Source organism: Winogradskyella vincentii, from assembly GCF_020166345.1.
Lineage (GTDB): Bacteria > Bacteroidota > Bacteroidia > Flavobacteriales > Flavobacteriaceae > Winogradskyella > Winogradskyella vincentii.
In genome coordinates, this window is the sequence record NZ_JAIUJS010000001.1 from 552,775 (window position 1) to 577,541 (window position 24,767).

At 31.9% G+C, this 24,767-nt stretch carries 24 protein-coding genes; 5 read left to right on the forward strand and 19 right to left on the reverse strand.

The window, feature by feature from the left end; genetic code table 11:
• Positions 1-60: 60 nt before the first annotated feature.
• From LBV24_RS02490 to LBV24_RS02555, 14 genes are all read right to left on the reverse strand, one after another.
• A complete protein-coding gene (locus tag LBV24_RS02490; RefSeq protein WP_224477007.1) occupies positions 61-771 on the reverse strand; it encodes a LytR/AlgR family response regulator transcription factor in 711 nt (236 codons plus the stop codon).
• Positions 772-780: 9 nt separating this feature from the next.
• A complete protein-coding gene (locus LBV24_RS02495; RefSeq protein WP_224477008.1) occupies positions 781-1,098 on the reverse strand; it encodes an Hpt domain-containing protein in 318 nt (105 codons plus the stop codon).
• 1 nt (position 1,099) lies between these two features.
• The gene (locus LBV24_RS02500) at positions 1,100-2,248 is read right to left on the reverse strand and encodes a sensor histidine kinase (RefSeq protein ID WP_224477009.1); all 1,149 of its coding nucleotides are present in this window, start codon (positions 2,246-2,248) and stop codon (positions 1,100-1,102) included.
• Positions 2,248-3,345 (reverse strand): FIST signal transduction protein, encoded by a 1,098-nt coding sequence (locus LBV24_RS02505; protein ID WP_224477010.1) that lies wholly within the window; start codon positions 3,343-3,345, stop codon positions 2,248-2,250. The genes LBV24_RS02500 and LBV24_RS02505 overlap by 1 nt, the downstream gene beginning before the upstream one ends.
• A gap of 1 nt (position 3,346) precedes the next feature.
• Positions 3,347-5,422 carry a PAS domain-containing sensor histidine kinase gene (locus tag LBV24_RS02510; protein ID WP_224477011.1) on the reverse strand — a complete coding sequence of 692 codons (2,076 nt, stop codon included), beginning with the start codon at positions 5,420-5,422 and terminating at the stop codon, positions 3,347-3,349.
• Positions 5,422-5,961, reverse strand: a complete 540-nt coding sequence (locus LBV24_RS02515; RefSeq protein WP_224477012.1) for a heme NO-binding domain-containing protein — start codon at positions 5,959-5,961, stop codon at positions 5,422-5,424. The genes LBV24_RS02510 and LBV24_RS02515 overlap by 1 nt, the downstream gene beginning before the upstream one ends.
• On the reverse strand, positions 5,958-6,371 hold the full coding sequence (locus LBV24_RS02520; protein ID WP_224477013.1) for a response regulator: 414 nt from the start codon (positions 6,369-6,371) through the stop codon (positions 5,958-5,960). Before LBV24_RS02520 ends, LBV24_RS02515 begins: the two co-directional genes overlap by 4 nt.
• Positions 6,372-6,505: 134 nt before the next feature.
• A complete protein-coding gene (locus LBV24_RS02525; protein ID WP_224477014.1) occupies positions 6,506-6,898 on the reverse strand; it encodes a hypothetical protein in 393 nt (130 codons plus the stop codon).
• Between the two features lie 133 nt (positions 6,899-7,031).
• Positions 7,032-7,394: an MmcQ/YjbR family DNA-binding protein gene (locus LBV24_RS02530; protein ID WP_224477015.1), complete on the reverse strand. Its 363-nt coding sequence runs from the start codon at positions 7,392-7,394 to the stop codon at positions 7,032-7,034.
• Positions 7,391-7,999, reverse strand: coding sequence for a DUF4230 domain-containing protein (locus LBV24_RS02535; protein ID WP_224477016.1), 609 nt, complete (start codon positions 7,997-7,999; stop codon positions 7,391-7,393). Before LBV24_RS02535 ends, LBV24_RS02530 begins: the two co-directional genes overlap by 4 nt.
• A 44-nt stretch (positions 8,000-8,043) precedes the next feature.
• Positions 8,044-8,793: a cyclase family protein gene (locus tag LBV24_RS02540; RefSeq protein WP_224477017.1), complete on the reverse strand. Its 750-nt coding sequence runs from the start codon at positions 8,791-8,793 to the stop codon at positions 8,044-8,046.
• A complete protein-coding gene (gene hemW, locus LBV24_RS02545) occupies positions 8,790-9,923 on the reverse strand; it encodes a radical SAM family heme chaperone HemW (RefSeq protein WP_224477018.1) in 1,134 nt (377 codons plus the stop codon). Before hemW ends, LBV24_RS02540 begins: the two co-directional genes overlap by 4 nt.
• 245 nt (positions 9,924-10,168) lie before the next feature.
• A complete protein-coding gene (gene ruvC, locus LBV24_RS02550; protein WP_224477019.1) occupies positions 10,169-10,720 on the reverse strand; it encodes a crossover junction endodeoxyribonuclease RuvC in 552 nt (183 codons plus the stop codon).
• Positions 10,721-10,724: 4 nt separating this feature from the next.
• Positions 10,725-11,363: a cell envelope biogenesis protein OmpA gene (locus LBV24_RS02555; protein WP_224477020.1), complete on the reverse strand. Its 639-nt coding sequence runs from the start codon at positions 11,361-11,363 to the stop codon at positions 10,725-10,727.
• Positions 11,364-11,636: 273 nt separating this feature from the next.
• On the opposite strand from LBV24_RS02555, the gene LBV24_RS02560 reads away from it, so the two are divergent.
• Genes LBV24_RS02560 through LBV24_RS02575 form a run of 4 tightly spaced genes read left to right on the forward strand, consistent with a single transcriptional unit; the run spans position 11,637 to position 15,143 of the window.
• Positions 11,637-12,356 (forward strand): hypothetical protein, encoded by a 720-nt coding sequence (locus LBV24_RS02560; protein WP_394371109.1) that lies wholly within the window; start codon positions 11,637-11,639, stop codon positions 12,354-12,356.
• 50 nt (positions 12,357-12,406) lie between these two features.
• On the forward strand, positions 12,407-13,495 hold the full coding sequence (locus LBV24_RS02565; protein WP_224477022.1) for a glycosyltransferase family 2 protein: 1,089 nt from the start codon (positions 12,407-12,409) through the stop codon (positions 13,493-13,495).
• A 47-nt stretch (positions 13,496-13,542) separates the two neighbouring features.
• Positions 13,543-14,406, forward strand: coding sequence for a hypothetical protein (locus tag LBV24_RS02570; protein WP_224477023.1), 864 nt, complete (start codon positions 13,543-13,545; stop codon positions 14,404-14,406).
• Positions 14,406-15,143, forward strand: a complete 738-nt coding sequence (locus LBV24_RS02575; protein ID WP_224477024.1) for a Bax inhibitor-1/YccA family protein — start codon at positions 14,406-14,408, stop codon at positions 15,141-15,143. The genes LBV24_RS02570 and LBV24_RS02575 overlap by 1 nt, the downstream gene beginning before the upstream one ends.
• Here the strand turns inward: LBV24_RS02575 and LBV24_RS02580 are convergent.
• The gene (locus tag LBV24_RS02580; RefSeq protein WP_224477025.1) at positions 15,140-15,616 is read right to left on the reverse strand and encodes a hypothetical protein; all 477 of its coding nucleotides are present in this window, start codon (positions 15,614-15,616) and stop codon (positions 15,140-15,142) included. The two genes, LBV24_RS02575 and LBV24_RS02580, sit on opposite strands and share 4 nt — an antisense overlap.
• 119 nt (positions 15,617-15,735) lie before the next feature.
• Between LBV24_RS02580 and LBV24_RS02585 the strand changes: the two genes are divergently transcribed.
• On the forward strand, positions 15,736-16,233 hold the full coding sequence (locus LBV24_RS02585; RefSeq protein WP_224477026.1) for a DUF456 domain-containing protein: 498 nt from the start codon (positions 15,736-15,738) through the stop codon (positions 16,231-16,233).
• A gap of 250 nt (positions 16,234-16,483) precedes the next feature.
• Here LBV24_RS02585 and LBV24_RS02590 read toward each other — a convergent pair whose 3' ends face one another.
• The 4 genes from LBV24_RS02590 to LBV24_RS02605 form a co-directional block, all read right to left on the reverse strand.
• A complete protein-coding gene (locus LBV24_RS02590; RefSeq protein ID WP_224477027.1) occupies positions 16,484-17,152 on the reverse strand; it encodes a response regulator in 669 nt (222 codons plus the stop codon).
• The gene (locus LBV24_RS02595) at positions 17,149-19,179 is read right to left on the reverse strand and encodes a tetratricopeptide repeat-containing sensor histidine kinase (protein WP_224477028.1); all 2,031 of its coding nucleotides are present in this window, start codon (positions 19,177-19,179) and stop codon (positions 17,149-17,151) included. Before LBV24_RS02595 ends, LBV24_RS02590 begins: the two co-directional genes overlap by 4 nt.
• Before the next feature lie 133 nt (positions 19,180-19,312).
• Positions 19,313-19,480, reverse strand: coding sequence for a hypothetical protein (locus LBV24_RS02600; protein WP_224477029.1), 168 nt, complete (start codon positions 19,478-19,480; stop codon positions 19,313-19,315).
• 287 nt (positions 19,481-19,767) lie between these two features.
• Positions 19,768-24,669, reverse strand: coding sequence for a LamG-like jellyroll fold domain-containing protein (locus tag LBV24_RS02605; protein WP_224477030.1), 4,902 nt, complete (start codon positions 24,667-24,669; stop codon positions 19,768-19,770).
• Between the last annotated feature and the right edge of the window lie 98 nt (positions 24,670-24,767).

Here is a 24,767-nt window from a genome sequence, read left to right on the forward strand (position 1 = left end):
TTTCGATACTATGTTTTGTTGTAACGTTGGTTGACCTAAAAGTGTCGACAAATGGTAATTCTACAATAAATTTAAACGCTTCATCAACTCTGGTCTGTTAGAACGACTAACAGGAATTACGTCTTTTTTAATCAATACACTATTATCCTCAATGTCTATGATTTTGTCAACATTAATAATATAGGAGCGATGTACTTTTAAAAATAGACTATCTGGCAGTTTCTCTTCAATTTTCTTTAAGGTTGAATGCACCGTATAGTTTTTATCTTCCGTTTTCACATGAATATAATCACCTTTAGCTTCTACTAGATAAATACTTGGTATATCTATTTTTATTAAACGCCTATCAATATTTACATAAAGGTCGTTTCCAGAACTGGTTTCTACTTTGTCTGATGCTGCTTTGGTCTTAGTCGGAGATTTAACCGCCTTTGCTTTGTCAATAGCCTTGCTGAAACGTTCTAAACCAATGGGTTTAACTAAATAATCCACTATACAATCGTATTCAAACGCCTGAATTGCAAAGTTTGGATCTGATGTTGTTAATACTATTTTAGGTGGGTTCTTAAGGGTTTCTATAAAATCAAAACCAGTAAAATCTGGCATGTGTATGTCTAGAAAAATAAGATCTACCTCGTTTTGATTAAGGTACTTTATGGCCTGAATTGCATTTGGAAATTCTTCAAGAACATTTAATTCGGGAATGTTAGTGCAAAGTTGTGCGATGATAGCTCTTGCTGTAGCCTCATCATCAATAATAATACAATTCATAAAATTAGATTAAAGCGTCTTTAAAAAATCAGTCATGATTTGCAAAATGGCTTCAAAATCCTCTTGTCCATCCGTTTTGTGCTCAATTAAACTATCCTCATAGTTAACTGCAACTTCATAACTTCTTTCGAGTCCTAAAATACTAATTTTATGTTTAAGTTTATGAACGTTTGAGGCAGCAAGTTTATAATTACCAGCTGAAATATTACCTCTGTATTCTTGTTTCTCTAACGGAAATTCCTTTTTAATAATGCCTATAAGCTTTTGCTCAAACTCTTCATTGCCACCTGACATGCTTTGTATATAGGATAAATTGGGCTGTTCCATATTATTTTTTTAGTGTAAAGTAAAAGGTTGTGCCTTCACTAACCTGAGATTCTAACCAAATTCTACCACCATATAGATCTACTATTTTCTTTACAATAGATAATCCTATACCAGTAGACTCAGCGTTATTTTCCAATTTTTCAAAAGCTCTAAATATTTTATCAAAATATACCTTATCAATTCCCTTGCCATTATCTTTAACATAAAATTCATAAGTGTCTCCTCTATCCTCGCAACCTACTATAATCTTACCTTGAGCCTTATCATTATAGGCAACAGCGTTGCTTATTAAATTTTGAAATAGCTGTTGCAATCTGTATTTATCACCTATTATAACTGGCAATTCTTTAACAATAACCTCAATATTATCAGGTATCTGTATCATCTTAATAAGGTCCTTTAAAAGTAAATTTAAATTTACTTTATAAGTACTTACCTTATTTTTTCCAATAGTAGAATATTCTAAAATACCATTAATTAGGGTATCCATTTTTTCAACACTGTCTCTAATAGTGCTAATTTGTTTGGCACCACTATCACCAAGCTTTTCAGAGTAATCATCCTTTAACCAAGTGGTTAATGTGTCAATACTTCTTAAAGGTGATTTTAAATCGTGAGATACCATATGTGCATAATCACTAAGCTCTTGGTTTTGTACTTCTAAATTATGTAATAAATTTTGTTGTTCTCTAAATGCCTTACAAGCTTTTAGATTAATAGAAAACTTGTTTATAACAGGTTGTAACTGAGATAAGTCTTTTGTAGTTATATTCTGTTTTTTTGAATATAAAAATAAATAGCCTTGCTCTTTTAAATTGAATATAGCAACATAACCGTTTGTAATTGTAATTGGTGCTATTTTAGAAATTATGGTTGTATTGTCTAGTAGCGTCCAGTCTTTAATATCATTTAATATTTTATAAAACTCAGAGCTATATGCTTCTTCAACTTTTTCACCAAATGGTATTGAATAAGTTGAACTCATTTTATTATCATCGGTCTCTAATATCCAAGCTGCATTTAAATTTTTACGCTTCAAAATTAGCTTTAAAAACAAATCACAACTTTCTTTATAATCTAATGACTTACCAATAGCCATACCATATTCATAAAGCTGTAATATCCCTAGTATGTGATTTTCAATTTTCATTATTCAAATAAACCAACGACTACTGTCTTATTATAAAATTCTAAAAAACCTTCTCCATAAGATGATATTTCACCTAAGGTTAAAGCACCTCCAATAGAAACATCTGGAAAACGAGTTTTAATCGTATTTGTAATTGCATTTAGCTCCTTATCAAAATTGTCCTCTAAAAATAAAATCCTAGAAATACAATCAATTAAAATAGCTTTTCGTGGTGATGAGGCTTGATTAATACTTTCTTCTGTAGCTGTCTTTGCCGCTTCGATTAAGGATACTTCATTTCCATTTAAAATGTCAACAACCATGTTATCTTCTAGCTCTCCTACACAGACTAATTCAACATTTTCATTTACCATTAGTGGATCTCTAACAATACACTCAGCATCTTCCTTAAGGATACCGAAGGGATATCCTTTTGCTATATCAAAGAAATTATCATCTGTAAATCTCTTACCAGAATGTTTTTCAACTATCGTTTTATAAACATTAAATGGATTTTTCCAGTTGAGCTCTTTAATGACGTTACCCTCCGCTTTTGTAACAATAAAAGGACCACCAACTTTTTTCCACCCATGTCTTACTCCAATTTTAGATGCCATTTGCATAATACACCCAACGGCCGCATCTTGATAAATGCCCTCGTTGGAAAACACACATGGTTTTTGTTGTAAACTTAAACTGCCTGCACCTCCTCCAAAATAGTTGGTTTGCATCCCATAATTTTGATATAGCTCACTTAAGTAATGAGAAATATTAGACGTTAAACCATCTACATAGGTAAAGAGGCTATAGTCTTTATCTTTTTTAAAATTAAACTTTGGTATAGTGTAATTTTTATCGCTTATATTCTTAATTAAAAACAATGACTCTGCATTGTTTAGTGTATTAATTACAATTCCTTTTTCTAGGATAGTATTACCATGTATTACTTTAGGAAATAACCCTCCAATAAATTTTAGTCCAGCTTCATTTAATTCAGACAATAAAATATTAATATCTATCTCTGTGTGTTCACCTACGGATATTAGCACTGCGTTTTGGCCAACATGATTTGAGATTGCAGTAACAATTTCTGAACAATTTTTAGATGTAATTAGCATACTATTTTTTTAAAGTGAAATGAAATGTTGTACCTTCATTTGGTTCTGACTCTAACCAAATATCACCTTTATAGAGGTCAACAACTTTTTTTACAATTGATAAACCAATTCCTGTAGATTCTTTACTTTTCTTTAAAGAGTGAAATATTTTAAAAATATTATCATGATACTCTTTCTCAATTCCTATACCGTTGTCTTTGACCGAAAACTGATAATACGATTTCTCATCTTTAACATCAATTTCTATAAGGCCATTATTCTTATTATTAAATTTAATGGCATTACTTATAAGGTTTTGAAATAACTGTTGCAGTTTTGTTCTATCGCCCTTAATAACAGGTAATTTATTTAATACCTCTATAGATATATGATCTGGCACAAATAAAATTTGCTTTAGTTCTGCAATAACAGAATTAAGATCTACTTCTCTTGAATCTTCTAGTTCATTGCCAATACTTGAGTATATTAGAATATCTGATATGAGTTGCTCCATTTTCTCGAGCGTGGTTTCAATTAACGCAAAGTTTTGCTTACTCACCTCATCAAATAGGTCTTTATTGTCTTCTTTTATCCAGTTAACTAGAGCATCAATACTTCTTAAAGGTGATTTTAAATCGTGAGATACGATATGAGCATATTCTTGTAACTCGTCATTACTTTTACCCAAAGCATCTAATAGAAGCATATTTTTATATTCTACTTTTTCTCGTTCTCTAAGGTTAATTGCACTTTTTAACTGCATTGCTACTAAACTTGCAATGTTTACTAATGTTTTTAAGTGCTCCTTGGTAAAGTAATTCTTTAATGGATGTTCTGCATCTATAATACCAATGACTTCTCCATCACTTATAATTGGTACTGTTATTTCAGACAATCGTATTTCATCATCTACAACATACCTATTGTCTTTTCTGGTATCACTAATAATTTCTGCCACACCTGATCTTGCTACACTACCTACGATACCATCACCAATTGGTAGAGTAATTTTATTTTCTATCTCGTTATCCGCATTAATTTTGTTTCCGTAGGCTGAAATTTGTTCTAAGGTATTCTTCTCCTTATCTAAGATGTAAATGACACAGTCTTTAGAATCTAAATACTGTGCAATATTGTTTGTAATCTCCCAGGCGATTTCATAGATATCCATCTTACCTAGTAGAGACTTAGCAACATCATTTATTAAATCTAACACCAGTGCCTGTTCTCTTTCAAATGTCACATCCTCAACGAGAGCCACTTGATATTTTATATTTCCCTTATTATCTCTTACCGCACTAACAGTAGTTTTAGCCCAGAGAACTGAATCATTTTTTTTCTTATATCGCTTATGAAGTACAAAATTATCAATCTCGCCAGCATCCATTTTAGTAATGTGCTCTTGAGATTGTGGAAAATCCTCTGGAAATGATATGTCTTTAACCGTAAGTTTTGAAAGTTCTTCTTCTGTATATCCTAATGTTTTTTGAATAGAATCATTAGTTCTTACAATTTTGCCATTTTGAGTAAGGACAATACCGATTGAAGAATTCTGAACAATAGCATCTAATTCACTTTTTTGCTCTTCAAGTGTCTCACTTATCTGTTTAGTTTCAGTAATATCCCTAACAATACCTTGAGCCGCTATACTTACATTATTTTTCTCTTTAACTAAGCTAGCATTAATATGTACCCACCTAACCTCATTATTTTTTGTGAGTATACGAGCTTCATAATCTTTAAAATGGCCTTTATTTATTAACTCTTTATAAGACTCCATAGCGTAATGGATATCTTCTTTATAAAGCAGGTCCATTGCGGTTATATTCTCCTTTTCTAAATTGTAACCAAAAAGTTGAGTTGCAGCATCATTAAACTTAAGAATATTGCCGTTGACATCCATTATTACATAGGCATCAACAATATTCTCAAAAATACCTTGTAGCTGATTAGATTTCTCAATTAATAACTCTTCTAATTTTTGTGAAGTTTGGAAAAGTTCTCTTGATTTTTCTTCAAGAATTTTTTCAGCTTCTTTGCGAGCTTGTTTTTCGCGTTCTAAGGCGCGTTTGTATATGTCAAGTTGATCTTGACTCATTAATTTTTAGTAATAATAAATTTAACCTCAGTACCGTCTTCTTTTATTTTTTCAAGTACAATATTAGCAGTAGAATTAAAATGCTCAAACGTCTTATTCATTAAACCTAATCCAAAATGATGCATGGCCCTACTAGAGGTATAAATCATTACCAAAGAGTTTTGAGTTTTCTCTAAAACTTCAAATGTTGGTAATTCTGCATCTGGATATATTTTTCTTACTTCAACATGGATATGATTTTCAATAGAAGATATCATTTCTATAGGATCATTATAAGTTGCTAGCAATCCTGGGTAACTATCCTCTAGAACACTAAAAAAGTGCTCTGCGTACACCAATAGTAAATTGTCTATGGACAAACCTGTATTTTTACTGAGGTGTTGCAATAGCTGTAGCATCTCTGAAAAACTATACGTACCGACTGAAGTATACACACCATTAGATTCTAAATCTGAGCTAGAAATAATTTTATCTACCATTTCTAATCCAAACTTATCTTCAACCAATTCTAAAAATTCTGTAAATACAATTCCTTTCATTTCTCGATTATTAATTCATTTATACTCCAATATGATAATAATTTTTCGATTTTTGAAACATAGTCTTCATATTTCAGTGGTTTTAAAATATAGCCAGCAATACCAACTTTATAGCATTCTAATAAATCGCGTTGATTATTGGAAGTGGTTAAAATTATGGTAGGAATATACTTAAGCCTGTCATCTGCTTTTAAGATTTTTAAAAATTCAATTCCATTAATCTTAGGCATATTTAAATCCAACAAAATGATATCTGGTAAATTGTCTTTTTGTTCTAACAATTTTAAAGCTTCCTCACCATTATTAGCCTCCTTAATATTATGATTAAGTTGTAATGAACCAATTGCTCTGTTGAGCTTCATCACTTCAATCATATCATCCTCAATGAGTAATATCTTCAAATTTTTCATGTTAAGCGGTTTTACTTAGGCAAGCAAATTAGCTTAACTCTATGTTCTGTGAGATTTATTTCGGTTGCAGGTATCTAAGTGTCGTTGGATGGTAGATAAGTGTCGACGAATGGTAATTGAGGAAAAATTACATCTTAAGCCGCAATAGATACTCTTTTACTAAGTAATTGAGCAGATTTCAATACAGACTGTTGCGTTTCTATTTTGTTTTGCTCAAATTCATGTAAGAATTTTGATTTAAATCTTGAATCGCCAGATGCTTCCAAGTACTCTTCTAATTGCGACATAAAATCTAGATGTCTCAAACTTTTAAGCATCAACGTGCTAGGATGAATAAACTGATTCTTCTCATTCAAATCTTCAAACTCAAAATAACTAACCTCCTTTAGTTTATTGCTTAAGCCAATTCCTTGTCTTAACTTTTGCTTAACCAAGATTAAGTCTTGTTTTATTAAGTATTCTTTTTTGATTAAGTAAAATGCTAAGATTGATATAATGAATATTGAGTAACCAATAAGTAATTCCATAATTGTAGATTAATTAATTTTAATTTCTGGTTACAAAACTAATTTTGAACTACAATGATTTTTTGGTTTTTCGATGAATGAACATTTAGAAGCGTTGGTTGGCTACTAACCTTCTTTTAAAAAATTTAGGTGACTAAAATAAATTATCTCTAACCTTTTTGGGAAGTTTTTGTGCAATCATATCGTAAGAATGATCAATTAACTCAAAGACAAGTTTTTGCGATAGTTCTCCTGTATGAATGAATACACTATTCCACTGTTGCTTATGCATATGGTAGCCAGGTTTAATACTTTCAAATTCAGCTCTTAACTCTTGTGCATACTCAGGATCGCACTTAAGATTAATAAATCCCTCTCCCTTTTCCCATTTTGACAGTGACGCCAAAGCAAACATTTTATTACAGACTTTAAAAACGAGCACATCATCATCAAAAGGAAAATGCTCAGTTACTTCCTTTTTTGCCATACAATAATCTCTATAATCTTCTATATTCATTTTAGAAGTTTACTGTCCTTATCTTCTATTTTTAAAGCCGAATAGTCTAAGGTCCAACCAATGGTCTGTACTAAATTTTCTATAAGTTGAATAGCCTCTAATGCTTCCATTTTCGCAACATTATAGAGACCACTTTCAGGTACTTTTTCTCTAATATGTTCTTTGGCCTGTGCATGCAATTCTGTTAGATCCGAAGCATCAAACTTATTAAACATACCATCCTTCTTATCGTAATAATTTATATCACTTTCTATAGACAAGACCTCTGGCTGAGGAAAGTGTGAAAGCACAACTGTTTTAGTCTTAGTATTAGTAGTCATTTTAACTTTGCTAAAATCAAAACCTACATGCGCTTTTGCATTTATTACCACGAGTGCTTTTTTCTTACTAGAAATGAGTTTTAAAAACTTCTCCTTTACATCTTCGTAATGATAAATTTCTGCAAAATCACCTTCAACGGTAATAAATTTGCAAACACGCTTAACCTTATCTAGGAGCAATAAAGATTGAGCATTGGTTACTCGTTTTGTTCTCCATTGCCTATATACTGTAACAATACCCAAGGTTACTAATATGCTAATGATTATTATTAAAAATGTTTCCATATGTAATGATTAGGACACTTACTTTTAAGGTATCGTCACATTTGTTATTCTAAAATTTTATATAAGATAGGTTTGCTCGGAGAAGCATCATTATCAAAAGGTGCAATTTGTAAATTAAGCATATAAACACCATCTTCAATCTTATTAGAAACGTAGATAAACTCAGTAATCGTAGCATCTTTTCTTAACTTCCCCTTGGTGTTCCAAAACGCGTTATGACCTCTCAATTCACCACCATCCTCTTCCCTATCAATACTTGGTAAATCAACAAGAAGGTGTTTAATTCCTTTGCGCACCAAAAGTTTAATGGCATCCTCTTCAAAATAGGTCCAATTGGTGTGCGAATATTGTTTAGATGTTTTTTCCCTAGTATTTGGCAAGGTTCTTACAACTACGGCGTCACGCTTTTTATTACCGATTGCGAATTGCAATTGCTTTGCAGAAATAACATAGTCCTCACCTTTTTTTTCTGGGGCAACACTAATTACTTCAGCTAAAAAGAAGAACTGTTTTAAATACTTATTTATTGAATATTTTTCTTTTGTAATATGACCAACCGTCTCCGTATGAGTACCATGAGAATGAGGATTAAAAGTGATCGTATTAAAATTTACCGAAGCGCCTTCTTCTACACTAATTGTGGCACCGTCATATATTTCTGGTGCTATTTTAGGTGGTCCAATATACCAGGCATTTACATTTTTATCACTTGATTGTATTGGTATAGAAATATCTAATGGTTGGGTTAAATCAATTTTAAGTTTTCTAGAGTTGAATAGTATTTGTGCAATCACGCTAAGTTTAATTTAAATAATTCTGATGAAATTCCATCACTCAAAAATTGTCCTTTTCGGGTGACACGTATATGTTCATCATCAATATACAACAAATGTTGATTTATAAAAATATCTGCTCGCTCAATTAAATAGTCTTTAAATAATTTTCCAAAATCTTCCTCGACCTTTTTTAATGAAACGCCCCAAATGGTCCGTAAACCGGTCATTATATATTCATTATAGCGATCAGTTAAGGTTAATGTTTCAATTTCTATAGGAAGCTCATTCCGCTCTAAGGCTTTAATATATTTGGTATTGTTTCTTACATTCCAACCACGTTGTATCCCATTAAATGAATGAGCTGAAGGACCAATACCTAAATAAGATTTTCCCTGCCAATAGGCAGAGTTGTTTTTACTAAAAAAACCTTCTTTTCCAAAATTTGACAATTCATAATGAACAAATCCCTCCTCTTCTAATTTATCTTTTAATATCAGAAACTGTTGGTGTGCCTGTTCATCATCTACATCTTCAATTATTCCTTTCTCTATAAATGATGCTAGTGCAGTTTTTGGCTCAACAGTGAGTGCATAGCTGGAGATATGAGGTATTTCAAAATTTAGTGCTATTTCAATGTTCTTTATCCATTGCTCGTTCGTTGCACCTTGAATACCGTAAATTAAATCTATAGAGATATTACTAAAATACTTTTTTGCCTCTTCAATACAGCTTCTTGCTTCATCGGCATTGTGCGCTCTATTCATTAGTTTAAGGTCTTTTTCGAAGAAAGATTGGATTCCAATGGATAACCTATTGATTGGGCTTTTTGATAATTCAACTATTCGATCTTTATCTAAGTCATCAGGATTGGCTTCTAATGTAATTTCTGGGCTTGAAATAACCTTATAATTCTCATAAACCGAATCAATTAATAATTGTAATTCCTCATTAGAAAGAATTGATGGTGTACCACCACCAAAATAAATGGTCTCAACAGGTGTTTCCTTAAATTCATCCTTGCGCAGCTTTAGTTCTTTTATAAGTGCCCTAAGAAGCTCATCTTTCTTTTTTAATGATGTAGAAAAATGAAAGTCACAATAATAACATGCCTGCTTGCAAAAGGGAATATGGATATAGATACCAGCCATTGATTAAATTATACTTTATCTAGGATTGAATTGCGGATTGAACCTTCTTTTTACAACAAGTCTTCTTTTAAAAGCCAGATAAAATGAGTAACCATAATAGCCAAAAAAAACGATAATAATAAACCAAATATATTTGTTCTTTTTCTCCTTAAATCTAGATAGATAAAACTCTCTCGCAACGAAATATAGAAACCCAATTCTAAGAATGAAAATTATTCTAGGTGTTATAAGTAATTCCAAAGAAATTATTTTATTCTATCACCATTTTGCTTTACAAAAGCAGACCACCCTGAATAGCTTTTACCAACACTAACCCTTCCTTGATTATAGAAATGACATACCGCAGCTGCCAACCCATCTGTTGAATCTAAGTTTTTTGGCAATTCCTTTAATTGCAACAAACTCTGTAGCATTTTAGCAACCTGTTCTTTACTGGCATTTCCATTACCAGTGATTGCCATTTTAATTTTTTTTGGGGAATATTCAGTAATCGGAACTTCACGTGATAAACCTGCTGCCATTGCAACACCTTGAGCCCTACCTAGTTTTAGCATACTCTGTACATTTTTCCCAAAGAAAGGAGCTTCAATAGCAATCTCATCGGGATGATAGGTGTCAATTAATTCTACAGTACGCTCAAAAATCAATTTTAGTTTAAGGTAGTGGTCATCATATTTTTTTAGTTGAAGCTCATTGAGTTGCATAAATTGCATGGATTTACCAACCACCTTAATAAGACCAAATCCCATAATTGTGGTTCCCGGATCAATCCCTAATATTATTTTTTCTTTACCCATAGTTTCAATCGCAATATTGGCATCCACTTAGTGACACGGACAGGCCAATAGATATATTCAAAATATCTCCATTAAATGCTCCTAGTCCATCTAGTGTAGGATTATAATCATCTAAAGATGTTAACCCATTTATATAGCTAATATCGGTATAAATTGATAATCGTTCCTTTATAGCATAATGAATTTCTAAACCTCCTAAAAGATTCAAATAAGTCTGCTTATTATCACCAAGAGTACCTAGTGGTTTTACAAATGACAAACCTGGTCCGGCATGTAAAATTGTTCGCATGCGTTGTGGCAAGAACCCTATCATGTCTGAAGGATCAAACACAAATTGAGCATTGATTCTTGAATAGTTTACTTTAAAATCTGGTACGTCATCTTCGTTTTTAAAACGGTTAAAACCGAAATCTAGCCTCAATCCGTATTGATTTTTAAACATGTGTTGTATCCCTAAATTAACCGTAGGGAAATTTAAAGATTGGGCCTTTCCTCCTTCTACAAATCCACCTTCATTTGGACTATTAAAACCCAATGCAATAAGTGCTTTCCATTTACTCGTTTCCTTTAATTGCGCACTAGAGTTTGACACAACTATGATGAAACTAAAAAGCAGTAGGTATTTTTTTAAGTTATGGTGCATCTTTAAGTTTTTAGTTTACTTTGTAACATGGTTTACAACGTGCCTTACAAAACTAAGCAATTCTTATTTGTGCTTATTAAATTAAGTATTGTGGTAGGTGCTGGTTATTTTATCTACAGTAAACTCCTTTTAAATGAAAACCTCCTTTTTAGCACATATATTGCATTTTTGATTAAAAATGATCCATTTTCGCTAAAAAATGTGCTTTTTTTAGTCATTTTAACCCTTTTTAATTGGTTTTTTGAAATTTTGAAATGGCAAAAACTAGTTCAGGTGGTACAAAAAATTTCATTTAAAGATGCTCTAGAACAAAGTCTGGGTGGTTTAACTGCTTCATTAGTTACACCAAATAGAATTGGAGATTACGGTGCAAAAGTAATGTACTATACCAATAGGTTTAAAGGAAAAATTGTACTCTTAAACCTAGTTGGTAACATATCCCAAATGACTATTACAACGGTATTTGGGGTAATTGGATTAACCATATTTGTAAACTTTTACCAAGTAGACATAGATTATTATAGGGTAACAAGGTTTGTGTTTATTTTATTAATAATAGCCATATTATCATTCTTTGGAGTAAAACACAGACGGTTTAAAGTAAAGGGTCATTCTTATGTGGATATTATAGATTTCATTAAAAGTATAACAATAAATGTTAAAGCAAAGACCTTGGTCTTTTCATTGATTAGATACCTTATATTTTCATTTCAATTTTATTTTCTCCTCAGTGTCTTTGGTGTTGCTATTGATTACCTAGATGCCATGGTGGTAATAACTAGTATGTATTTTTTGGCTTCAATTATTCCTTCTATCTCAATTTTTGATGTTGTTATAAAAGGTAGTGTAGCTGTTTTTCTGTTTAGTTTTTTAAAAGTAAATGAACTAACAATTCTTACTATAACAACCTCCATGTGGCTACTGAATTTTGTGATACCTAGTATTTTTGGCGGTTATTATGTTTTAAATTTTAGACTTCCAAACGCAGAGTAATGACCATTTCAACTATTCTTATAATATGCACCATTTTTTACCTCCTCTTAATGGGTTTTTTTGTTATTGGATTTGACAAGGTTGAAAGTTTTCCGCTTAATGATTTACCTGCAAGAACTAAGTTTACAGTTGTTATTCCATTTAGGAATGAAGCTGAGAATTTGGAAGCTCTACTACTTTCATTCTCAAATTTGAATTATCCAAAAACACATTATGAAATCATATTGGTAAATGATGATTCAACGGATACTTCAATTGATGTTATTGAGTCATTCTTAAAAAAGCAAAAATCACCATTAAAAAATGTCAGTATTATTGATAATTACAGACAATCCAACTCACCAAAAAAGGATGCTATTACCTTAGCGATAAATAATGCCAATTATGATTGGATTATTACCACAGATGCAGATTGTATATTACCATCCTATTGGCTAGATTCATTTGATGAAAAAATTCAAACCAGTAATACTGTTGCAATTGTTGGTCCCGTAAACTTAATAACAACCTCATCATTTCTCAATAGGTTTCAAACCTTAGAAATTCTCGCACTTCAAGGTGTAACATTAGGTAGCTTTGGCATTAAGTTTCCTTTTATGTGCAATGGTGCAAATTTTTGTTATAAAAAATCTGTTTTTAAAGACTGTAACGGTTTTGAGGGTAATACCAATATTGCAAGTGGAGATGATTTATTTCTTCTTGAAAAAATCCATAAACAATATAAAGCTAGAGTTCATTATCTAAAATCAGAAAAAGCAATTGTGCATACAAAAGGAGAAAGCAACCTAAATTCGCTTATTCAACAACGGTTGAGATGGGCTTCTAAAACAAGCAATTATTCAAATTGGTATTCCAAAATAACAGGCTTAATTGTTCTTCTTGGCAATTTGAGTTTCAACATAATATTTGTTATGCTTCTATTAAATGCAATTAATATTAGGATTGCTATGGCTTTATTGGTAATAAAAATTAGTATTGACTTTTTGTTACTCTTTAAATCTGCTCGGTTTTTTAAGCAAGAACATCAACTATCTGCTTTTATATTTTCAAGTTTACTTTATCCAATCTTTAATATTTATGTAGCCACACTTAGTTTTTTTAAACCTTACAAATGGAAAGGAAGAATATTCAAGAAATAGCATATTGAATATTTTTGGTAGCTTTACTAAAACCAAATCATTATAAAATGAGAAAAATACTGTTTCTACTGCTCTTTCTTTTAGCCTTTCAATACAATTACAGTCAAAACACCTTTACTATAAAGGGCCAACAATTAGAGCTTAAAACCGAAATAGATGGCAAATTAGATCTGCTTTGGAATACATTTAATGGCGAATACAGATACTTTGTAAGAACTGAAGATGGGCAAATACAAGAGCTAAAAAACACTAAAGGAACGGACAATAAATTCCAAGAAGAATACAAATCGCTTTTAAGCAAATTAACAAACGGACAACCAACTGAAAAACTTAGACTTACTGTTTTTGATTTGAAAAAATTTCTAGACAATTATAATGCTTCTGTAGACAGTAGTTATACTTCTGTACAAAAGGAAAGTAAAGTTAAATTTAGACTTGGTTTTTCAGGAGGTGTTACTAACAATCCATTTGTAGGAAATCCGGAAAATAAAATAGCACCTTTAATAGGTGCTGAACTCGAAGTATTTGAAGAAAATAGTTTACCTAGACACTCTGGGTTTTTGCAAGCACGGCATGCATTTGAAAGTGATGAATTTCAGTACAATGCCACAGAATTTTCTCTAGGTTATAGATATAGGTTTTTAAACAAATCTACTTTTTCTATTTATGGACAGGTAAAGGTTGCAACAATCAACTTCACTAATGCTACGGCTATTGGAAGTAATAATTCTGAATTAGATATAAATGAAACAGCTTTTGATTTACCTCTAATATTTGGAATTGGCTCAGATATCAAGGTAGGAGAAAACAGCTTTATATCCATTATTTACGGCGAGCTATTTGCTGCTTTTTTAGATAATCAAGGAAATTTTTCAACTGACATCTCAGTTGGTTATAAATTTAATCTTTAATGAGTCTTCGGAATTTTAAGACGTCCAATCCTGTTTTTAACGGATACTTTTGGGAAGATGATAGATCATCGTCTAAAACAATGTCAGTTGCTGGTATTTTCATTAAGTCCATGATTGGGATTATTATAATTGCTGCAATTACGGCATACTTATGGAAGCTTAGTGAGGAAGGAATGAGAATGCGTTGGTTTACCTTAGGTGGTATGTTAGGCTCTATTGTAATAAGTATTGTTATTTCAGTTAGAAAGCATTGGGCTCATTTTTTAGTGCCACTTTATGTTATTGCCAAGGGATTCTTTTTAGGCGGATTTTCATCATATGCACATAGAAATTTTCCTGAATTACCTTATCAAGCCATTGGTGTTACTATTGTTACTTTTTTTGTAATGCTCATTCTCTATCAACTGCGGATAATTATTGTAACCAAAAAACTGAGAAGTGTTATTATTACAGCAACTATAAGTATTATGGTTGTTTATTTAATTTCATTCATTTTGAACTTTTTTGGAATAAAGGCATATATCTGGGGGACATCTTGGTTTGCCATAGCCTTTAATGTCATCGCGGCAATTGTTGCGACCTTTGCGCTACTTTTAGACTTTGATTATATAGAACGGTATAAAGGCAGAGCGCCAAAGTATAAAGAATGGCTGGCTACTTGGGGACTTCTTGCAACATTGATTTGGCTTTATGTTGAAGTATTAAGGCTAATGCAAAAATTAGCCATTAGGTTTTAATCTATTCTCACAACTATTGGAAATTCAAAGGAAGTTGTAACCTGTTGACCTCGTTTAATTGCTGGATATATTTTAGGAATAGTCTTTAAACTATTGATTAGGAGACTGTCAATATTTGGGATTTCGATTTTAGTCTCTGGTTTATAAGTCATGGATTCTACATTAAGTACTCCATTTTTATCTATTACAATCTGAAGTTTAATAGTATCATTAACATCATTGGTAACCACTAGGTTTTGATTGCTTAAAAAAGTATTCACATTGCTAAGCAAAGTATTTTGGAAGCAGGTTTTACTCTCTTCCTTAGACGTTAATGAATCACAACTACTAAAAGTTGGATATGTATCTACTTCATTCCAATTAAAAGTCTGTAACTCCTCATTCAATAAATCTTCAGAATACACCTTCTTTTTTTCAAAGTAATCACAGGATGTAGCAAACAATAAAATAAAAAGAAACACTAGTGATCTCATCGGTTCAGTTAAGATACCGAAAAGTACAATTTTTTGATAAAACAATTACATCTAATAAAACGAGATGGTGTAACATTGCCTAGGCCAATGCGTCATACTATTGAATTGAAATTATATTGATGGAATTATTTTTAGTCTTTATAGCACTTATGCTTATGCTACTTGGTATTATCGGTAGTTTTTTGCCAATATTACCTGGTCCGCTAACTAGCTGGGGTGGATTGTTGGTGTTACATTTTACCGATGGCGTAGAATTGAGTCAAACCTTTTTAATAACAACACTTGCTATAGCTGTATTTATTTATATCCTAGATTATATTATACCTGCAATTGGTACAAAACGATTTGGTGGTAGCAGATCTGGAATGATTGGAACAACACTAGGTTTAATCGTTGGTTTACTTTCGCCAATTCCTTTTGGGATAATCATTGGACCATTTATTGGTGCCCTTATTGGTGAAATGATTCATAGGAATGATTTAGATAAGGCGCTTAAAGTAGCGTTTGGTTCCTTTATTGGATTTATCGCTTCTTCATTTTTAAAATTTATTGTAGCGGTAATATTTCTTGGTTTTTTTATCATCAAACTATCTGATCACTCGGGTGCGTGGTTCTAGGTAAAAAGAGACACAAATAAAAAAACCTGACAGCGAGCGCTATCAGGTTTATTTTCTTGCTATTAACTCAACAATGACTTAAGAGGGATTAATTAATTCTTGTTGACTGGTGTAAATATATGTTAGATGATTATCTTTTTGTTGTGGTAAATCCGCAAACTTAATGTGGAAAAACCGTAGTTTTTAGGATTGACAGTACTTACAACACATTTTTTTAACCAGGAAAAGAGTCTTTTTTCACACTTTGAAACTACAAATAGCCTTTTTCTCTTGCTTCTTGCAACAAAGTTTCGTCTTTACCATCACTAACAGAAAACAAAAGTTTAAGCTGTTTTTTGCGTTTTTCTATTGCACTTGTTGAAAGTGGGATATATTCACTGAGGCTTTTAGTTTTTATTCCTTGTGACAACAGATGTAATATCTTTCTATTGATATCATCTACATATATTTCGCTAGAAATAGTCTTTTTAATATAATTACTTACCGTACTGCTATAATAAGGTGGGAATCTCAATATTTGCTGAAAGGCATCAGCAAGTTCCATAGAGGTTAAATCACTTTTTATTAAAAACCCATCAGGATTAATCTCTTTAATAATATTATGAATCCTAAAAGATTCATTAAACATAGTAAGGATAATTATTTTTGCTTCTGGCATAACCCGTTGTGCTAACAACGCTAAATCTTCTCCTGAGGCATATTTACCATCTTCGGAGGCAGGTAAACTAATATCAAAAAAGCAAACATCATATGGTGTGCCTTTTGATGCTCTATTAATCATCAGTTGGGCAGTATCACAATTATTTGCTGTATCTATTAAAAGGGTTTGATCTTCCTCCTTAGTAGCCATTAAAACATTTTGATAACCTTCTATTATAATAGGATGATCATCTACCATTAAAATGTTTATATGTTTCATGTTGATTGGTTTAAATAGGGAATCTTAACTTTAACAACTGTACCATTTCCGACTTTAGACGAGAAATCAATTACCCCTCCAATATTCTCAACTCTAGAAGTCATGTTTTTCAACCCTATTCCTTTGCGATTTTTTGAAGTATCAAATCCATCTCCATCGTCAATGATATCTAAGCAAATTACATCTTTTTGGAGTGAAATACTAATTTTTATTTTCTTCGCATTGGCATGTTTATAAACATTTTGCATAGATTCTTGTATAATCCTGTATATGTTTATTTTAACTCTATTATTGACCGATTCCCAGTCTAATTCATCATCATGTTCAAATTCATATTTCAAACCATAGGCATTGGTTTGATTAGAGATTAACTCGGAAACAATGTCTATAAAACCAGATCCAGAAACAAAATTTGTATTTAACTCGTGTGAAATTTTTCTGATGTCTTCTTCAATGGTTTTAAGTTGAGTAATGTATTCTGCTCTAGAATTCATTGCTTCTTTACCATCCTTAAAGTTTATGCTATCCAAACTTAACCTTGTCCCAAACAATCGACCTAAAACACCATCATGCAATTCTTCTGAAATACGTTTTTTCTCTAACACTCTTGCCTCATCAACCTTATCTTGCTGTTCTCGCATAAGATTATAAATGTCCTCATTTGCTTTTGACTGAACCTGTATTAATTTTAGCTTTCTATTTTTTGCGCGTTGGGATATAACCAAATAGACTATTATGGCTGTTAAAAGTAGCCCAATGGACAATAGCAACAGATAAAGATTCTCTTTAGAGATTTGTTCGTTCTCTGCTTCCAGCTCATCTGTCTTATACTCAATTCTTGCAAATTTATTTTGTGTTGCTCGCTCAATGCCCAATAAACTATCACTTAGTCTAATGTGTTGTTCTAAATAGGAATTGCTTTCTTGACCTTCAGTTAGACGTGCCAAAATAAGCATGGACTCCAAATAATAGTCGTTTATTGGTATTGCCTTAGCTAATTTATAACTCTGTTTGGCATATTTTAATGAGGAATCGATTACTTTATTAGCTTCATAAACCTTTGCAAGGTCTTGCGAAGCAACCAATTTTGTATAATCATTCTCTATTTTCAAACTAATTCTTAATGACTCTTTTAGCTCATTCTCAACACTTTCAAAATTGTAATTTCCACTTAAAAATTTGGTAAATGCAAAATTACTTAACACTAATGCCTTGAAAGACATATCCTCATTCAATTGAGGGTTTTCAATGATTTCTCTAAATAATTCTAGAGCCTTAATAAAATCTCCTTTTTCACGATAGGTAATTGCAATATTATTTAAAGATTCAATGGCGCTCTGTCTACCATTATCTAAATTTTTGGTTAATTCTATTGCCTGGTTGTGGAATGCTATTGCTTCATCAAAATTTTGAAGCTTTAAAGAAACCAATCCTAAAAGATTGAGAATTGTATACTTATTAGAATCTATATTTTCTGATTCGAGTGTATTAAAAATTCTTAATGCCTTAATTGCATTTTGTTCGCTACCTAAATAATCTTTTTCATCATCTTGTATTGAAGCAATACTACCTAAAATGATAGCCTTTTGATATTGATCATTTAACGCATCAAAATATTTTAGTGCCTCTAAATAATATTTATAAGATTCTGTTATATCAAGTTTGACAACATTATTTAGATAACCCAATCCAGCATTAATATATGCAATACCTAGAGAATCATTAAGTTCTTTAGCGGTTTCTAAATTTCTTAAGGAATTGGTTTCGTAAAGTTCATACTCTCCTGTAAGTAAGTAAATAAACGCAAGTTTTCTTTCGCTAATTAGCTTAGTAGTATCTGATTTTGTGCGTTCAGATAATTCCACGGCTCGTTTACCATATTTAATACGAAGATCTTTAGATAAGGTTTTATCCTCAGATAAATCTCTTAATATAAATATAGAATCTAGAAGAGTCTTATTTTCCTGTGCCTGCGAATAATTTGGAATCGCTAGTATTGAAAATAAAAGGATAAATATAAACCTCAAAAGTAACCATTTAATTTACTCTCAAAGTTATAATTTTTTAGGTAATGAAGATTAAAATTGTCAGCAATCTATTATAGCACCAAAAGCCTATAGCTCGTTGAGCTATAGGCCATTTTTTATAATTTAAAAGTAATTATCCTTGAGTAGGAATTTCTACTTTCTTCTTTCCGCTTGCTAGTAAATCAATCTTTGCCGGTTGATTCTTATCGCTATTTTCAGCCACCACGTCTTCAGATTGTACACCTGAAACAGTTAGCAAAGCAATAGCTACTAAAGTCAAAGTAATTTTTAGGGTTTTCATAAATATCAATTTAGGGTTTATTAAATAGTCAATACTAGTAATTGCAACGATTATCGTAGCAATGAGGGAAGGGTATGGATAATTAACTATTATAGGCAGAGCCTAAATTGTACTAAATAAAACGAGGGATGTTTGTATTGTTAAAAGTAAAATGAATTAATTTTTCCTTGATAAGTGATTTGAGGGCTTATGAAGGACTTCAAATATATAATAATAAACATTAAAAAAAAGAATTTTACCGATAAAATGCTATTTTTTAACGATGTAATACCTCTTTTATTTTGTAATTAGTTTATAATTAGCTTGTTAGATCTAATACCTTTATCAGTATTAAGTTTCATAATGTAAGTTCCTGGTGCTATACTAACAGGTATATAATTTAAACTGTCTGAACTATTCAACTGAATTCTCATTACTTCTTGACCAGTAATATTAAATATTATCGATTCAGAAATGTATAAACTGTTTGGATTAAATATCCCTATAGACTCAATTTGAGATTTAAAAAATAACTTAATCGAGTTTTCATTAAAATCATTACTACCCGTAGAAAGGTTCTCTTGATTGTCAAAGGTTATTGAAAATCTATTTTCGTAATTACCACTATCTAAGAATAACTGAAAATTACCATTGTTTAGTTGAAATGTAGAATTTGTAAAATTATCTTTAACATATATAGGTAAATCTTGATCTAAATTTTCAATGCTTTGTAACTTAATAGCAAATACTCCTGACTCTGCAATCTCAATCCCAAGTGGAAATTCTTGATTAGTATTAAAATTGTTAACTCCTTGTATTACAAATTTGTTATTCTCTACGATCCAATACATGTCTTCTTGATTTAAATCGGCAAGGAAGGCATCGTATCCAAGATCAAACCCATTTGAAGCACTTGGATCAATTCCTATTGCTATCTCACGCTTAAACCCTGTTGGTGATTTATAAATTAATCTTATCATTGGAGTATCTTCTATCACTACTTGGGCATCTGTATCAGAGGAGTTAGATTTCATAAACACTGAATTACCAACTGACTCACGCTCAAAAATTCTTTGTCCATTATTAAATACCACATCGCCTCCATCAACCGCTATTAATGGTGTTCCATTGTCATTGTCAAAACCATCAAGTTCAGTAGAAACAAAAAATCCTTGGTTTACTGGTACATATGGACCAGGAATTCTTGTCCCTATAGCAGGATTACCACCATCTGAAGTATTATTTATTAATGTATCATTAGAAATTGCAGCAACACCACCTAACAAATTTCTCGTCGCATAACCACCTACATAATCACCAAGGAAATGCGAATTTTCCTCACCAAAATGATCCCAAAAATATAATGCACCATTAAAAATTGTACCATTCACGTTGTTTCCACCATCTGCTAAACTCATATTATCTAATATGAATTGAGTAGCATCTAATGCGGAAGGATATGGGTTACCAATTAACCTATCTACATTACCAGACGGATTTTGTGCTGTTATAGCTTTATCTAAAGCGATTGTAATGTCTCCATTATTAGGAAGTCCCTTGAATACATAATTTTGAAAATCATTAATAATATCAGTGGCACCTGATGATCCTTTCATTGTAAAGCCTTCTCCAGGTAAAATAGTAGATGTTTCATTTATTGAACTCCACGAATCATAATCATCCGTAGGGCCATAAAATTTATACAACCAATAAGTACTAACTGTTATTGGGTCTGAAACACCACCATCAGAAGCAAAAGCAGATGAGTCAAAACTAATATTTTGAAATGTAGACGAATCTGTACCGTCAAATATAACATCCTCTAAACTCGAGTTTTGCCCGGTTAAAGACACACCTGTACCTCTAGTAGAAGGGTTACCCACTATAGGCCCTACTGACGATGACCAATAATTATAGTTGAAACTGTTTGAAGTTCCTTGTTGATCACGCTCAATGTAACCACCACTATCAGCATCTAAAATACTGCCCTCCGTTTGTATAAGCTGAGATTCACCTACCAAATCTACAACACCATCTATTTCGAGATAGTTCGTAACAGTTAAAGAATGGCCTGAATTATTTTCATCAAGACTCTCATTCGGATTTGCAACCGTAAGCTTAGTAGTGTTAGTTAATGCCAATAACTTTATATCTCTATCTCCTGAAGAAATATCATGGTTTATTTCTACAATATTCCAATCAATCAAAGTAACTCCGTCTAACCCTATGGAATTAGGAATAGCTTGAACACTGCTATTCAACCAAGTTGCAGAATCATCCCATGCACCACTAGCAGCCGTCATATAAGGCAACGGTGCTGATTGGCTTTCAACAATTTCTTTATTATTGGATAAATAATTTATTCTAAGAAAATTTCTCGCATCTGTCTGTCCTTCAGTGGTTGACCCATAAAACGAATTAAAATCATAATAAGCTTTTAAATGACTCCAATTAATATCTATGACAAGATTACTGTCTGAATTTCCGGGTAATGACTTTCCAGCTACATAATCCACACCTGCGATATCTAAGCGTTCTATTTCTTGATTCATTAAATACCTCACTTGATCTTGAGTTAACGCTGAATCCCAAACATAAATTTCATCTACTTCACCAAGCAATGGATTTATAATACTGGTTTTATCTATGTATAGTGCCCCAACAGCAAATCTATTAAAGTTTGGTGATGGTGCAACTACATCAAGTTCGGTCTTATCTAAAATGCCATCTATATATAAAAATATTGTACCACTTCTGTAAACAAAAGTTATTTGGTGCCAATTACTATTATTAATCTGAATTGTAGACGTAAATCTTGGAGTGACTGCGTCGTCCATTAGTACTTCAACTTGATTTGATGTATTCAACCTTAACTGCAGTTTATCACCTTTAGACATAATGGTTCTAGTCTGAGCGATAGGGTTACTTCTTACCCAAGCTGAAATTGTGAAATTATCACTGTTTAAGTTTAGATTAGACTCCCCAACTAAGTACTTTCCAGAAATTATATCCATAGCATAATCACCAGATAGCTGTTGTGCTTTAGCAAATGAAAAAAACTTTGTAGCATCAAAGTCATACCAAGCTTGAAGATTACCAGAACCATCAGATTTAAGTGGTATAACATCAATAATCTTATCATTTGCAAATGTATCATCACTAGATACAACTAATGCATATTCTTCATTTGAGCCTTTTCCAAAACTTGAAAATACTGTTTCAGGAATGGAGAGATATACAAAACCAACATCACCATTTATATTTTCTTTACTTTCTACAATTTTCCACTTACGATCTATTCTGGTCAATGTTGTTGTTAATCCGTTATCTAAACTGATTGTGTTTGTATTACTACCGTTATATGCTAGATTGTTATTCCCCCAAACTAAAAAATCACCATCATATTTAAACTGATTTGGGTTCTCACTATTCGTAGTATACAAATTATTCAATCCTATAGTTATTTCATTTAATGTATTGAGCGTCTTTGATTGTTTTTGATTCAAGTCTGATATTGAATCACGACCAATACCTGCTACATGATAATTATAACCAGAATTTGCAGTAACGTCCCACACTTTTGTATCAAAAGAATTTATGTAATCCTTAGTTACTTCTTGATTCGGTCCCAAGGTTATCCCATACTTAATTGCCAAATAAGATTCAATTTTGGTTCTCTCTGAATCTGTTACTCGCTCAGCAAATGTGAAAATTTCTGCTACACGACCATTAAGACTTCCTTGTTGATCAAAATTTTTACCTATCCAATATGGCGTACCCAAAACGACTGGTGGTCCTGGCGAACCAACATTTGCAAAGACAATATCATCTACACTAGATGTTGTTAAGATATTAGAATTATACAAAATATCCTGTCCTGTTGGAGTGGTTGGATCATTATTTCTAATGTTAATTATTCCGGCATTTGCATAGGATGAATTTAATTCTGCATAACCATTAAAACTTCCTCCTCCTGCAACATCTTGATTATAAGAAATAACTTCATTATTAAATTCTGTGGAATAATCTCCTAAACCAACCCCTGTGATATCGTTAGCATTTCCGCTCGAAGTACCTGCAAAAATTGTATTTCGGGTAGAAGTATTGTCAATTGTCGCATCAGGGATCATTACAATAAAAATGTCCTGACTATAAAAGCCATTTGTTGTATTATAAAGAAACTGTTCCGTCGTTGCACCATCATTTTCAAATTTTACAACTGGGTTAAAATTAATATTTGAAATTCCATCATCGATAAATGTTGGCTGATTAGCAGCTGTTGGCTGTATGGCATCTTTGCCATTTGTTCCTAGATCTTCCCAAAGCGATAGTTTTGATGCAGTCTCGGTTATACCTCTTGTTGTCTTTAGCCAAAGTCTAAAATCTGCTGTAATTCCACCTGGCCCTGGAATATTTTCATTAAACATTTCAGCCCCAACATTAAAGGTAAACGTGGTAGTATCCGTATTATCAATAGTAATAGTTGAAGTTTGAGTCCCAGTGCCACCGATAGGCGCTGTAAATGTAACATCAAAAATTATGTAATAATAAGGATCTAATCCAATAAACGGAATTGTATAAGGTGATGATACTACAAAATCTCCGTTAGAACTGCTTAAACCATTAATATCTAAAGGACAACTACCAATATTAGCTAATATGTAGGTTCTGGTAACAGAGGCTTCTTCCTCTACAACACCAAAGAAAGTTCCATTCGCCTCGTCAGTTGCAGTATCGCCATTAAAAATATCAGTATATGGATCTCCTCCTAAAACATAGATCTCGGGCGAACCGTTAAACTCAAGAGTAAAAGTAAAATCGGGTTGATTCCTTATCTCAACTGTGACTAAAGTGCTTGCGTAGCTACATGAGCCCGATATTTTAGTAATGTCAAAATCTAAATATTTCCAGCCACCATTACAAGTTGCGGGTTTTATATTTCGTTTTGGATTGTTTGGGTTAATATCAAAATCAGTTGTATTAGAAATATCAACATCCTTGATCTTTAATTTCTTGCAGTTATTAGTTTCTACATTTGTTATTGTAAACTGAATAAAGTTACCAGAATTCACTGTAACTGTTGAACCCTGAGTTACGGTTGCTCCACCTGTAATTTCTATATGCATTACTTGGGCTTGAACGCAAAACGGGAGAAACAATAATACTGCGGCTAGTATTCTAAATCTATATGTTAGGCTAAGATTTTTCATTGCGGTTAATCTTTGGGGATTTCTTATAACTCTTCTACATGTAATTTTGATTAAAGGTTTTTTGATTTAGTTTTAGACCCGCAAAATATTGTTTTTAT